Consider the following 13,074-nt stretch of genomic DNA (forward strand, 5'->3'; position numbering starts at 1 on the left):
GAGGCGAGTATAGGTGCAATCCACTCGCCACGTCAATTGGCCGCCGCGCTTTTCCTATGATTGCAGGCGAGCATATCGTCATATGAGAACAGGCGGTCACACCGGTCGCCCTCGTTTCGTGTCGATACGCTGAATCAAGTACGGGGCAAGCTCTGAGCATCATCGAAGGCTGAACGCTGGAGGAATCGGTTTACAGTTTTCACCGTTTTTCTCTCCGTTCGTGCTGAGCCTGTCGAAGTGCTCAGCACGAACGGAGAGATCCGAGATCACTTTTCATTCGCTTGTGCGACCTTGCGCTTGTGCGACCTTACCGCAATTCCCTACGGTCGCCAATGCTGTAACAGCAATGCGCCCTAGCGCTGACGAAAGATGCGCTCTAGCTCTATGCCGGTGAGACTCCGAATACCTACCGCAGTATAGATGATGGCAATGGAAAGGATGATAATTGCCGGCACAGAGATAACAGGAAAACTCAAGGCCGTCATCTTGCCCAGTTCTTCGTTGAATGCCGTAGTCCCCGGCTGGCTTACCACCACAAGACGCGCCAGGATGTAATTCAAGACTGAGGAAAGAAAGAACGACGCCGCTACGATGTAGGTGGCATGTACCAGGCGCTTTTCGTAGGCTGCTCGTGTGCCGCGATCATCGAGGGCGGTGTCCACCGCCTCGCTATCGATGACCTGATTCAGCAGCATGGAGAGGAGTGAAAACCGGGTCTTGAGCGAACCGAGCACAGCAATGCCGATGAGAAGCGGAATGGCCCCTTCTTTGACGGCAATCCACATGGGATCGAGTTTGAGCAGCCCAATGCCACCGGTGAGCAGAATGCCCACGATGCCCACAACTGGGAGAAAGTTGAAAGTGCGCCGCAGCGAAAAATCAATAATCCCGTATGCCAGTGGGAAGGCCAGCGCGACCAATAGTCCGTTGACCGGGCCCAACCATTCGTCATTGCTGAAGCGCATGAGAATGATAGCGGGAACCACGATATTCAGCAGCAGACTGAGCAAGGGATTCTCGCGTCTTGCAACCGTGTTGTTCTGCGCGGAGTCACTCATCGAAAGTTTGCCTTCTTCGTGCGGCTACAATTCTGACTTTGATTGTACAACGTAGGGGGTTGGGAGGGCACGCGACGAGGCGCCCCGCAATCCATCGATAAGTCTAACGGGAACACAAGATTGGTGCTACGCCAATTGTGATGTCCGGCTGCGTCGTCCTTAGGAGGTGTATTTAGGGAGATGGTATTTAGACCGGGGTGATGGTTGACTTGCTGGATAGGCCAAGCACAGGATTTGACCCAAGGTGATTTAGTGTGTTCTGCTTGCTGTGCGTAGAAAATCTGCCCGAGGAGTAGTGATTTACATATGGTGCGCCAACTGGCGAGAGTCTCGCTCAAGAGCGGGGAGCGGATGCATTGTCTGCTGATAGAAGAACCGGAGGCAAGCTGGGCCGAAGACGTGCAGCGTTTGCTTGTGCATAAGCGCGACCACGTGCACTGGCATATCGCGCGTGCTATTGAGGGGCCGCTCGATGAACTGGAAACACGTTTCTACCTGGGTGTGGTAAATGGTCAGGCGGTTGGCAACATCATGACGGTAGAACACGACGGCATCGGCATACTTGGTCACGTGTTCACGAGTCCCGAGCAGCGGCGCAAAGGCATCGCGAGCCATATCATGGCAGCGCAAATGCGGGACTTCCAGGAGCGCGGCGGGCGGGTGCTCACGCTCGGGACGGGTTTTGATTCGCCGCCGTACTGGATATATCACGGCTATGGCTTTCGCAGCATCGTCGAAGGCAGCGGTGCTATGTGGTACTGGCGGCAGCCGGAGCAGGCGGCAGAACTCTGGCGCGCCCCGATCACCGGCGTTGCGTCTCCGCTTTGGCAGCATTGGCCGCTGGTCAATTTGCTGTGCATTCAGCCGGGTGGCGACCGCCTGCGGCTCGCCGCGCGCCGCCTGTGGGGACCCCGCAATTTCGAAGGTGACTTCACCCAGTATAAGCGCGACTTAGAATCTGAGGATTCAACTATTGTGTCGCGCGTGCTGGAGAATGAGGCCGGGCTGGTCGTGGGTTTCGCCAGTCTGGAGGACGATCCGTTGTGGGGCGGCACGGCGGCCTTGCTCGATCTTGTCATGCATCCTACGGCATGGCACGCGGCGGGAGACTTGCTCGATGCTCTGCCTCTAGCGTCAAGACCAATCTTCGCCTACGCCGATCACGATTCTTCCAAGAATGACGTGCTACGCGCCCACGGCTTTACCCAAGTAGCCTCCTGGCCGGAGTGGCTGCCGGTCGGCGGCGAATTGCACGGCGTGAACTGCTGGCTGCGGCGGTGAGATAATGCCCCAGAGCGGGAACCACGCGGCAGCCCTCTGTTGAATTCCCTTGCTAGGCCCTGTCCTCGCCTCGCTCTCCGCGCAAACGCGAATCGCGTCTTGCGAACTCTCACCGCGCCGAGACGGTACTGGGAATGGACTAGTGCCAATGAAGGGCATCTTGCGAATCTGGGAATAGAGCTTGCCATGGATTCTGCCTTGAGTGATTGCCATCGTACGTTATTATAGAAAATGGAAGATGAGGGTCTCCAACGCGTGCTGATTGGATATGAGGTGAGGGGATGGGAACAGAGAAGCGTTCTTACTAAGGAGTGCGTGATGCTCTCGCGACGGACATTCATAGCGAGCACAGCGGCGCTGGCGGCGGCCGCCTGTGGCGCCCCCGGGTCTGCGACGTCGCTGCCGACCCGAAGTGGCGAGGGAGATCTCATCTGGGCATCCACGTGGTTTAGCGAACTGCGTGTATCGACCGGTTTTGCCCGGCGTATGATCAATACGCTTGAAGCGGTAATGGCGGCATTGGAGGCGGACACGGAAAACCCCAATGGTCCCGCTAAAGGGGGCTACACCCTGAAGTCGGGCCTCGTTTCTCCAGAGCAAGCTAATCCCCGCCCCAGAAATCAGGATGAGTTTCTGGCGTGGTACCAGAATCTCGACGCAGACCTATTCACCGTGAATCCGACTCTAGCGCAAGGGCTGGGAGAACAAGGCGTATTAGCGCCCTTGGACGAGTTCATCGCCGCCGACGACGCGACTCTCATCCAAGGTCACTACCCGTACCTGGTCGACCAGTTTCGATCGGCGAGCGGGCTGTTCGCTTTGCCGGTCGATGCAAACCCCTTGATGGTCCACTATGATCCTGAGTATTTCGCGGAGCGGGGCGTGCCGCCGGTGGACGACAGTTGGAGTTGGGATGACGTAGTGGAGAACGCGGTCCAATTGACGCAACGCAATGAAAGCGGCGACGTGCAGCGCTGGGGACTGTTTACACAAGAGAGCGGATACTGGTGGGCGTTGTGGCAAAACGAGGCAGAGCTGGCCGACCCGGCGACACTGAGGTGCCGGCTACAGGATGCGGCGGCCGCGGAGGCCCTGCACTTCTGTAGCGACCTATTGCACACCCACCGCGTTTCCCCGCCTGCGACGAATGTGTTGGAATGGCAAGTTTCTGAACCGGCGTCACGTCTGTGGCCAGCAATGCTCTACCTGCCGCAGCAGCACTTCTCGCGAGCCGGCTATCGCTGGGCGGCGTTGCCACAGGGCAACGTGCGCAGCGTGCCCGTGGCCGGCAATATGGGCATTGCCATTGCCGCGCGATCGCAGCACAAGGAGACGGCCTATACGGCGCTCAAGGGTCTCGTCGACGTCATGCAGCCGCTCGCAAAAGTGCCCGCGCGGCAGGATGCGGTCGCGCGCCTGAGCGATTTCGATGAGGACCTTCTCCCCGCAGAGATCGCGGCAATTCAGCAATCCATGGAGCATGGACGCGGCCTGCCCCCGAACCCCCTCATGCAGCGCGCCATGGATGCTATGGTGGAAGGCCTCGCGCGCGGGGATAGCGTGGCGACCGTAGTGAACGCTACCTGCTCAGCGCTGTCCGAATAGCGGCAGATCGGGTTTGACGCGCCTATCTCACGATGCCTCTGAACACGTAGGGATTCAATCCGCGAGATTCTACCCGCGTTCGGCGAAGACCGGCGCGAGCATGTTGTCCACCGGCGCGTAGCTGTCGGTGAGTATGACGGCGGGGCGGCTGTCCACGTACTCCCGTAGGCGTGCGGGGTCGAGTATCGTGCTCACCGGCCCATCCGGCAGCAAATCTCCCACAGTGGTATGCAGCGTTGCTTCTGTGAGCGGCTGCTTGCCGGCGACCAACACAAAGGTATTGCGTCCTTCTTGTTCCCAGCCGGGACCTTCTGCCAGCAGATAGACATGGGGGAACACCTGCTCCAGGGTCAGAATCAGCGAGGGCAGAAAGACTCCGTGCTCGAAGGTGTCCACCACGTTTAGCATGTAGTACCCGTCGGGGGTCAGGAGATCGCGCACGATCTCCGCGAACTCCCTCGTCGTCAAATGGTAGGGCACAGAGAGATCGTTAAAGGCGTCGCCGATGATGGCGTGGTATTGCTCGGTTTCCAAACGCTTTACGACAAGGCGAGCATCTTCGTTGTACGTGATGACGCTCGTATCGCGGGGGAGTCCCATCCTCGCATGCGCGATTTCGGTAACCGCCGGATCGATCTCCGCCACCTCGATCACAGCATCGGGATAGACCACTTCCAAGTAGCGGGGGAAGGTGTAACCGCCACCGCCAATGGAAAAGGTACGTATGTCTGTGCGGTCACCGGCGATGAACCGCACAAGTTCAGCATATATCTTGACATAATCGTAGTCTAAGCGCGTGGGGTCTTCCAGGATGCTGTAGCTGTGGATGAGGTGGTCGAGCACGAGGCGGCGCTGGGTGACGTTTTCTTCGAGCTTCTTTTCAGTGACGCGGATGCAAAAGTAGTTGGTTTCAACGTGGCAGGGGGCGGCGAAGGCGCCGCGGGGTTGCAGCGTAATGGCGTCCTGCGCCATTTGCCGGACATAATTCCAGCCGAAGGGCAGACGGTAGGCTTCGCGGCCATAGCTGTAAATGCTCAGCCCGATGAGGAGCAGGGCCCCGCCCCCAAGGAGCAGGCGGCGGTTCCAAAGGTTGCCGAAAATCACCGCCACGAGCAGGAGCAGCAGCGCTACCAGCAAGATGATTGTGCGCGTGCCGAACCACGACACCAGGAAAAATCCGGTGGCAAATGTTCCGGCAATGGCCCCGACCGTGGAGAGGGCATAGATGCGTCCCACGACGCCGCCGGTGCGACTGAGGTCTTCCAACGTCAGCTTAACGACGACCGGTGTGATGGTGCCCATGAACACGCTGGGCAAGAAGAAGACGACGGCAGTGAAGAAGAGAATCTTCAGCATGAGGTGCACGGGGAGGTCTTGCGCGATGCCGGAGATTATGGCTGTCAGGGGCAGGATGGTCAGCGTAAGGATACTGGAGAGGAGAAAGAGCGCGCCCAGCGTAGAGACCGCTGGAAAGCGATCGCCGATGCGCCCGCCCAAGTAGTTCCCGAGGCTGATACCCGCCAGCATTACGCCAATGACGCTGGTCCAGGTGTACAGCGAGACTCCCAGGTAGGGGGCAACCATGCGCCCCGCGGTAAGCTCGACGACCAGAGTGCAAAAACTCGCTATGAAAACAATTGTGCCCGCCCGCCAAGTTCCGCGCATAGGGTTGCCCTTTCGTAGCAGTGCTCGGTAATTTACTTGCTGGGTCGCCGCCCGGCGTACTACCTAATTGAAGTCGGTATCGTTTCTATTGTAGCTGTCACCTTGCCTAGCTCGCATCCTCTACGGTGCTCCGCTAGACTAAGATGAAACGCACGAAGAGAGATTGGAATTCCGTGATATGTCGATGAAGGGTATCACAGCGCGACAGCGTGAAGACATGATGGCGGTGCTGGCGGCTGCTTTGAAGGCGGTGGATCCGGCGCAGGCGGTACGCAACTGCGTGCGCCGAGAGGGTACGCGCTTGGTAGTCGGAGACAACGCATATGATCTCGATTCTTTCAAACGAATTCTCGTCGTTGGCGCCGGCAAAGCCAGCGGGCCGATGGCGCAGGCGCTGGAAGAGATTCTTGAAAGCCGCTTAGAGGGCGGCGTGGTTAACGTCAAGGAGGGCTACGCCGTTGACACGCGACGGATCGAGCTGATCGAGGCCGCACATCCCGTGCCGGATGAGAGTGGCTTGCGCGGTACCGACCGCATTCTGCGGCTGGCGGCGGAGGCGAATGCAGACGACTTGGTTTTCTGCTTGATTTCCGGTGGTGGTTCGGCGCTCATGGAGTTGCCGGCGGGCGAAATCACGCTGGACGATCTTCAGCAACTTACCGACCTGCTGCTGCGCAGCGGCGCCACCATCAACGAGGTAAATACGGTCCGGAAACACATCTCCCAGGTGAAGGGCGGGGGGCTGGCGCGGGCGGCTGCCCCTGCCACGCTGATCGCCCTCATTCTCTCCGACGTGGTAGGGAATCCGCTCGACTTCATTGCTTCGGGTCCTACCGTCCCTGACACGACCACGTTCCAAGATGCGTGGAATCTGCTAGGGAAGTTCAACTTGCAGGACGCAATACCGCAGAGCGTGCGCGCGCAACTTGAGCGCGGCCTGAACCAATCCATACCGGAAACGCCCAAGGAAGGCGACCCAATCTTTGCGCGCACGGCAAGTGTGCTCGTTGGCAGTAACGAGATCGCGGCCCGTGCGGCATTGGACGCTGCACAGAAACTGGGGTATAATGCACTCCTAGTCACCACCTGGGTGGAAGGTGAGGCGCGTGAGGTGGCCAAGGTGATGGCTGGAGTTGCCAAGGGTCTGATTCGTCACCACTCTCCTCTCCTTCCGCCGGCGTGTCTTATCTTCGGTGGTGAAACCACGGTTACGGTGGGCGGTGAGGGCAAAGGCGGGCGCAGCCAAGAAATGGCGCTTGCCGTATCCCTTGCGCTCGACGGCTGGGAAAACGTGGCGGTGATGGCAGTGGGGACAGACGGCACCGACGGTCCCACCGACGCGGCCGGTGGCATTGCGGACGGGACGGTAGCTGCAAGGGCGCGAGCGCTCAACCTGGACCCACTTGCATACCTCGATTCCAACGACTCCTACCATTTCTTGCGGCAGACCGACGCCCTCTTGGTCACCGGGCCAACCAACACCAATGTGAATGACCTGATCTTTGTCTACGCCTTTAGCTAGGAAGATCTTCTAGCTGCCTCGTTCGTTTCCTTCGTTCGGCCGAGTCTCTCGTTCAGTCGTTGGCAGGTATTCTCCACATGGAACTAAGAAACGAGTCCTACCCTCCACTTGATTCGTCAATTCTTCCCCGTGCTCCCGCGCAGCGCTGGCACTCGGTAAGCAGGCGCAGCGACCTGCGGCCCTTATCTCAAGGCCGCAGCAACAGGATATTTCTTGCTCTCGGTATCGGCGTCGTTGTGTTGCTGCTAGGGGTTGGCGCAGTGTGGCTCGTCAGTCAGGTCCTGGCGTCCAATGGTCCTGCGCCGGCCATACAAGACACCGAAGTTGCTCCCGTTACACCTGTTGCACCCACTACCAACGCCCCTACCAATGCGGCTACGGCGGAAGTACCTGCCGCGCCTGAATTCCATGTCGTGCAGCCGGGCGAGGTGCTGACTGCCATTGCGAGGAAGTATAATACGACTGTGGAATACTTAGCCGAATTGAATAACATTGAAAATGTTGACTCGATCCGGGTTGGTCAACGACTGCGACTCGTGCCGGAAGAGCAATAATGCTCGGACGAAGCGTGCATGTGCCAAGTGGAGCATTTGCCACAGCCTGCTCGCACTCTTCCTAGCATTCGTGCTCTGGCTGAGTCTTACCAGTGTTGCCGGCGCGGCGTCGGGCCCGCCGTGGCATTCGGCGCCCGGTGTACTGTCGGGAGAAGTGCTGGCTACCTGGCAGCTTTGGGAAAAGGCGCTTGAGGCCGAGGCATGGACGCAGGATGATCAGTCGTGGGTCCCAAGCAGCCTGCCCTGGCTAATTACCGCGCATCCCACCACCCCTAATGCGGCACTGGCTGCCGGTTCCATGGGACTGCACCGCACCGTGGACGGCGGAATGACGTGGAGCCAACTGCCAGGAATCGTCGCCCCGGTCATCGCAATTGCTTACAAGGCGGGTAATCCTCAGATAATCTTCGCCGGGACAGAATTGGACGGCAACTACCGTAGCGAAGACGGTGGAGTTTACTGGCGCCGCATTAACGCCGGTCTCCCCCGGGACCAACTCGGCAACGTGGTGGGCGCAGTGGCGCTGGCTGCCGACCCAGCCTTGCCGAATACGCTCTTTGCCGCGACGGCGTCGGCGGGAGGCGTTTACCGCTCGCAAGACGAGGGTACCACCTGGCACCTGGCGAATAGCGGGTTGCCGGAGGAGACGATCTCTAGCATTGCAATTTCTGAGAGCGGCTCACCTGCGCTCTATGCGGCTACGCCGAGTGGTCTGTACCTCTCAAGTGATCGTGCGGGCGCGTGGTCGCTAGTCGGCACGCTGCCAATTGAGACGTCCTTAGAACTGCTCCTGGAACCCGGTGCTCCGGGGTTGCTGCTGTTGGTGGCCGAGGACACGATCTATCGCTCGACAAACGGTGGGCTTACCTGGATTGACCTCGACCTGCCGGCTGATATGCCGCCCATTCGCGATGCAGTTCTTGTGAGCGGCGCAGAATTTGCCTACCTCTTCGTCGTCAGCGCGAACGGTCCACATTGGTTACGGCTTACGCCCGCTTCGCCGCAATCGCCCCCACAGACGGAATCGGACACGGCTTCATATATCGATGTTACCGGGCATACCATTCGCGAACCTTTTCTCTCATTCTTCAATTCCCACGGCGGCGTAGCGCGGTTCGGCTATCCGCGAACCGATGCCATCAGCGAAGACGGCAGCACCGTACAATACTTTCAACGGGCTCGGTTGGAGATCACGGAGGAGGAAGCCGGCGAGCGAGTGGTGCAGTCTCAGCTAGGCAGGGCCCGGAGCACGGGTGTGGACCTATCTGTTGCCTCCACACAGTCGGACTCGAATGGAACACAAACGCAGTATGCGGTGGACCAGGTGTTTGCAAACTTCTATGCGAACAACAATGGACGTGAAGCGTTTGGCGTCCCGATTGCTCCGGCGGCGGACGAAGCGCAAATCAACGGCGCTATCCTGTATACACAATACTTTGAATTTGCTCGACTCGAACACCATCCCGGCGCCGCAGCACCAATTCTGTTGGGGCTGATTGGCGATGAATACTTGCTGCAGAAGGGCTGGCTGGAGTAACGCACATGCGCCGCACTCGGATCGTTGCCACAATCGGACCCTCGACGGCGAATGAAGACACGCTCCGCGCCTTGCTGCGGGCCGGCTTGGATGTTGCGCGCATCAACTTTTCACATGGCGACCATCAGACTCAGGCGCGTTCCATTGGTTTGTTGCGCCAGATAGCGGCAGCGGAAGGCGCCAACCTACCTATCATTGGCGATCTTCAAGGCCCCAAGGTACGTGTAGGTGTCGTTGCTGACGAACCCTTGCTGCTTTCCCCGGGTGGTCTGCTTATTCTCGTGGTAGATGGTGACTCAGCCGGTGCGACCGCAAGTGATGGGCTCCACGAATATGCCAGGTCTGTCGATCCCGATGCGCCACGTGTGGATGTCGCGCCGGTGCGATTTGCAGGCCTTGCAGCCGAAACGCGTCCGGGCGATACTGTCCTGTTTGACGATGGACTGATCGCGGTTGAGGTAGTGACCACACGCGTCCAAGCAGGGCAGACCGCAGTCGTTACACGGGTGGTGCGTGGTGGCGAATTGGTGAGCGGCAAGGCGGTTGTAGTGAGGGGTCGGAGCCTCAACCTGCCGAGCCTGACCGCCAAGGACTGGGAGGACGTGCGCTTTGCCGTGGAACAAGAGGTGGACTGGGTTGCCCTCTCCTACGTCCGGTCGGCAACGGATGTAGAGATTCTGCGGCAACTGATGCTGAACTACGGCGCGACGATACCCATAATTGCAAAGATCGAAACCCAGGAGGCGATTGCGCACTTTGACGAGATTCTCGCGGCCGCGGACGGCATCATGGTGGCGCGGGGCGATCTTGGGGTGCAGGTGCCGCCGGAGGAAGTACCGTTGCACCAGAAGGCGATCATTGCAAAGACGCGCGTGCAAGGAAAACTAGTGATAACGGCGACCCAGATGCTCGAATCGATGATGCAGCACCCGGTGCCGACCCGGGCAGAAGCCAGTGACGTGGCAAATGCAATCCTGGACGGCAGTGACGCCGTGATGCTCTCCGGGGAAACCGCCGTCGGCCCGTATCCGGTGGAGGCTGTGGCGGTCATGGCGCGCATTGCGACCAGCGTCGACCCGCACGTGGAGAGTTCTGCCGCAATTGACGACGCGAGCGATGCTACCGACGCTATTGCGGCGGCGACCCACCGCATTGCGGATAAGCTATGCGCTACCGCGATCTTTGCGCTTACGCAATCGGGCTATACGGCGCGTATGCTGGCCCGCTTGCGGCCGCACGTACAACTGCTCGCGGTGACGCCGGACAAGTCGATTTGGCGCCAGCTTGCCCTGAGTTGGGGTACGGAACCCTTGCTGGCAACAGTGGAAACGGACACCGACATGGCGATGCGCGAGGCGGTAGAACTGGCAAAGCAAGCGGGACACGTGAAGGATGGCGATACGGTGGTCTTTACGGCCGGCATGCCGTTCGGCGTAGGCGGCACGACGAATCTCATCCGCATCCACGAGATCGGCAAACCGCTCAGCCTCAAAGGGGACTAGCGTTGCCTAGGCGTTTCCCCAACCCGTCCGGCGGCCGGTGGGGATGGTTGTGGGACATCGTTATACTTGCGGTTCTCATGTACGGTAACGTGCTACTCTGGGGCAATCTTGGCGTTGGGTGGGATGACGTTGGTTCGGTCATTGCTGAGGCGCGAATTGCGGCTGTCTCAATTGCGCAAGACGTTGCTAGTTTTGCCCTCCCGCATGCATCACCCACCCCTTCAGTTGGGCCGGCCGCCACGGCCGCTCCTTCTGTTGCGTCAACTGATTCCGTTTCTCCCACTAAATCAGTTCTATCCGTCTCTCTGCGGGACTTCAAGAACGGCCCCTGGCTGGAGCAACAAAACCCTCGGTTGGCTTTCGCCATAAAAGGGCTTGGCTGGATAGGTGACGGTATCGACGGCACGGAGGCCGAGGTAATCCAGGACCTACTCTACATCGCGTTCGTAAGCCTTCCTGTCACTGCATCTCTCGTCTCCTTGGGCTGGGTACAGGACGGTATCGATGAAGTAGAGGCTGGAGCATTTCGCTGGTTGAGCAATATGAATGCCGCGGAGGTTGTAGAGTCTGTCGTTGCTTTGGGCTGGGTTCAAGACGGCATCGATAACATAGAACTGAAGACTATTGAGAACCTGTCCTACATAGCGTATGAGGACTCGGTAGTTGCAGCGTCCGTCATTTCCCAGAGTTGGGTCCGGGACGGCATCGACGACGTTGAGTCCGGAGCGATCCGCTGGCTGACCAACATTAAGGCCGTCGAGGTGGCCTCGTCAGTTCTCTCTTTGAGTTGGGTGCAGGACGGCATTGACGATGTTGAGGTGCAGGGCATTGAGAATCTGTCTTACATTGCATATGGGGACACGGCAGTTGCTTCCTCTATCCTCTCACTAGGCTGGATTCAGGACGGCATCGCAGAAGCGGAGATCGACCTAATCGAGAGTCTTGCTGCGCTAGCAAGAGACACGGAAGCGGCCTTGTGGATCGTGGATATGCCGTTTCTCGCAAGCATCGAGCCGCCCGATATTGCGGCCGCCATGTCACTGCGCCGGCTTGCGGCCTTAGAGCCGGAGGCGTTCGCGAGATTGATGTCCCATCCTGCACTGCGAGATGGCATATCGAACGATACTGCACACATTGTCGCTACGCTGTATGGCGTAGCAAGAACGAACTCCGACCTGATCGATGTCTTGCTCGACCCCGCCAGAGTTTCTCTGGAACAGCGCACCGTCACGCTGCCGTTGGCGGGCGAGGTTGTTCTAACGATCATACGTACGGGTCCACCAGGCGTAGAGAAGTCAATGGAATTGCTGGAGCGTTCCGTGCGCCGCGCTGAAGAGTACATGGATGCGCCACTGCCGACCAACTACGTCGGCCTGCTCTATGAAAACGCCGTCGTCGGTGACGTCGCTGGTACGAATTTTGGCACGCACATTGCCATCCTGTCTAAGTACGACGTCGACGACGGCGGTCATGAAGCGGCGTACGCCAGCCATATAAGCGCTCACGAAGTAGCGCACTACTACTGGAGCGGCAACGAGGACTGGGTAGATGAGGGCGCGGCGGAATTCATGGCCTTAGTCATTGATGGCGCGCGGCTCGATCGACCGATGGGTGTTGCCAGATACCCTTGCGCCTATGCCGACTCTATTGCCGATCTGAAGAATCTTGACATCGAGCGGGGCGATATTGAGTTTTCCTGTAACTACGCACTCGGGGAACGGCTATTCGCAGATCTCCATCGCGCACTGGGCAATGAGAAATTCCGAGAGGGGTTCCGCGCCCTCTACTCGGCGTCGGAAATGGAAGACGACGCCGATGAACGCCGCGGCACGTCAGTGGGGATCGACCATATCAGGGCGGCCTTTCGCTCGGAGGATGGAGCGGAAAGTTCCGTCATTGCTCGCTGGTACGACGGAACCAAACCCTACGACCTCTCCCGTCTTGATGCCAGTCCCGCGGATCCGCGCTTGCCCAGCATCAAGGGGCGTATCGAAGAGGCTTACATATCTACAGAAAAGGACGGCCCCCCAGTGTCCGGTTTTGCTGTGCAGGATGTTACTGACCGGGTGTCTCTCGTCTTGAAATACTCGTACAATGTATCGGGAGGCTCGCATAGCATACCCTTGGAGATCGTGGAGTACTACAAGGACGGATTCGAATACAGGCGCCGGAGCGGGGAGTTGACTGCAGAAGCAAAGTACATCGGCGGGACGAGGTGGTATTCGGTCGGGCCGCCGCCGGCGCAAAGGTGGGCGCCCGGGCGCTATTGGGTCTATGTGTATGCGGGCGAACGGAAATTAGCTGAAGTGCCATTCGAGGTCACATTCTGATCTCTGTTCCCGACATCACA

General features: G+C 58.9%; 9 protein-coding genes. 7 read left to right on the forward strand and 2 right to left on the reverse strand.

From position 1 onward, the window contains the following. Positions 1-353: 353 nt before the first annotated feature. The gene (locus tag OXE05_05115; GenBank protein MCY4436697.1) at positions 354-1,058 is read right to left on the reverse strand and encodes an MFS transporter; all 705 of its coding nucleotides are present in this window, start codon (positions 1,056-1,058) and stop codon (positions 354-356) included. 306 nt (positions 1,059-1,364) lie between these two features. Here OXE05_05115 and OXE05_05120 point away from each other — a divergent pair, with 306 nt between their 5' ends. Then, positions 1,365-2,339, forward strand: coding sequence for a GNAT family N-acetyltransferase (locus OXE05_05120; GenBank protein ID MCY4436698.1), 975 nt, complete (start codon positions 1,365-1,367; stop codon positions 2,337-2,339). Positions 2,340-2,657: 318 nt separating this feature from the next. After that, complete coding sequence (locus tag OXE05_05125; protein ID MCY4436699.1) at positions 2,658-3,944, forward strand: extracellular solute-binding protein; 1,287 nt, start codon at positions 2,658-2,660, stop codon at positions 3,942-3,944. A 69-nt stretch (positions 3,945-4,013) separates the two neighbouring features. Here the strand turns inward: OXE05_05125 and OXE05_05130 are convergent, their stop codons facing one another. Beyond that, positions 4,014-5,609, reverse strand: a complete 1,596-nt coding sequence (locus OXE05_05130) for a fused MFS/spermidine synthase (protein MCY4436700.1) — start codon at positions 5,607-5,609, stop codon at positions 4,014-4,016. Between the two features lie 178 nt (positions 5,610-5,787). On the opposite strand from OXE05_05130, the gene OXE05_05135 reads away from it, so the two are divergent. From OXE05_05135 to OXE05_05155, 5 genes are all read left to right on the forward strand, one after another. Beyond that, on the forward strand, positions 5,788-7,131 hold the full coding sequence (locus OXE05_05135; GenBank protein ID MCY4436701.1) for a glycerate kinase: 1,344 nt from the start codon (positions 5,788-5,790) through the stop codon (positions 7,129-7,131). Between the two features lie 77 nt (positions 7,132-7,208). Then, positions 7,209-7,685, forward strand: a complete 477-nt coding sequence (locus tag OXE05_05140) for a LysM peptidoglycan-binding domain-containing protein (GenBank protein ID MCY4436702.1) — start codon at positions 7,209-7,211, stop codon at positions 7,683-7,685. After that, positions 7,630-9,222: a hypothetical protein gene (locus OXE05_05145; protein MCY4436703.1), complete on the forward strand. Its 1,593-nt coding sequence runs from the start codon at positions 7,630-7,632 to the stop codon at positions 9,220-9,222. Before OXE05_05140 ends, OXE05_05145 begins: the two co-directional genes overlap by 56 nt. 5 nt (positions 9,223-9,227) lie before the next feature. After that, positions 9,228-10,724 (forward strand): pyruvate kinase, encoded by a 1,497-nt coding sequence (pyk, locus tag OXE05_05150; protein MCY4436704.1) that lies wholly within the window; start codon positions 9,228-9,230, stop codon positions 10,722-10,724. Positions 10,725-10,726: 2 nt separating this feature from the next. Continuing rightward, positions 10,727-13,054 carry a hypothetical protein gene (locus tag OXE05_05155; GenBank protein ID MCY4436705.1) on the forward strand — a complete coding sequence of 776 codons (2,328 nt, stop codon included), beginning with the start codon at positions 10,727-10,729 and terminating at the stop codon, positions 13,052-13,054. Positions 13,055-13,074 lie beyond the last annotated feature (20 nt).

The organism is Chloroflexota bacterium, assembly GCA_026710945.1.
In the GTDB taxonomy this organism is placed as follows: domain Bacteria; phylum Chloroflexota; class UBA11872; order VXOZ01; family VXOZ01; genus VXOZ01.

Bases quoted from the DNA above. Each gene is read 5' to 3' on its own strand.
- OXE05_05120 (MCY4436698.1), top strand. From the start codon at position 1,365: ATGGTGCGCCAACTGGCGAGAGTCTCGCTCAAGAGCGGGGAGCGGATG.
- OXE05_05125 (MCY4436699.1), top strand. From the start codon at position 2,658: ATGCTCTCGCGACGGACATTCATAGCGAGCACAGCGGCGCTGGCGGCG.
- OXE05_05135 (MCY4436701.1), top strand. From the start codon at position 5,788: ATGTCGATGAAGGGTATCACAGCGCGACAGCGTGAAGACATGATGGCG.
- pyk (MCY4436704.1), top strand. From the start codon at position 9,228: ATGCGCCGCACTCGGATCGTTGCCACAATCGGACCCTCGACGGCGAAT.
- OXE05_05130 (MCY4436700.1), bottom strand. From the start codon at position 5,609: ATGCGCGGAACTTGGCGGGCGGGCACAATTGTTTTCATAGCGAGTTTT.
- OXE05_05115 (MCY4436697.1), bottom strand. From the start codon at position 1,058: ATGAGTGACTCCGCGCAGAACAACACGGTTGCAAGACGCGAGAATCCC.
- OXE05_05145 (MCY4436703.1), top strand. From the start codon at position 7,630: ATGTTGACTCGATCCGGGTTGGTCAACGACTGCGACTCGTGCCGGAAG.
- OXE05_05140 (MCY4436702.1), top strand. From the start codon at position 7,209: ATGGAACTAAGAAACGAGTCCTACCCTCCACTTGATTCGTCAATTCTT.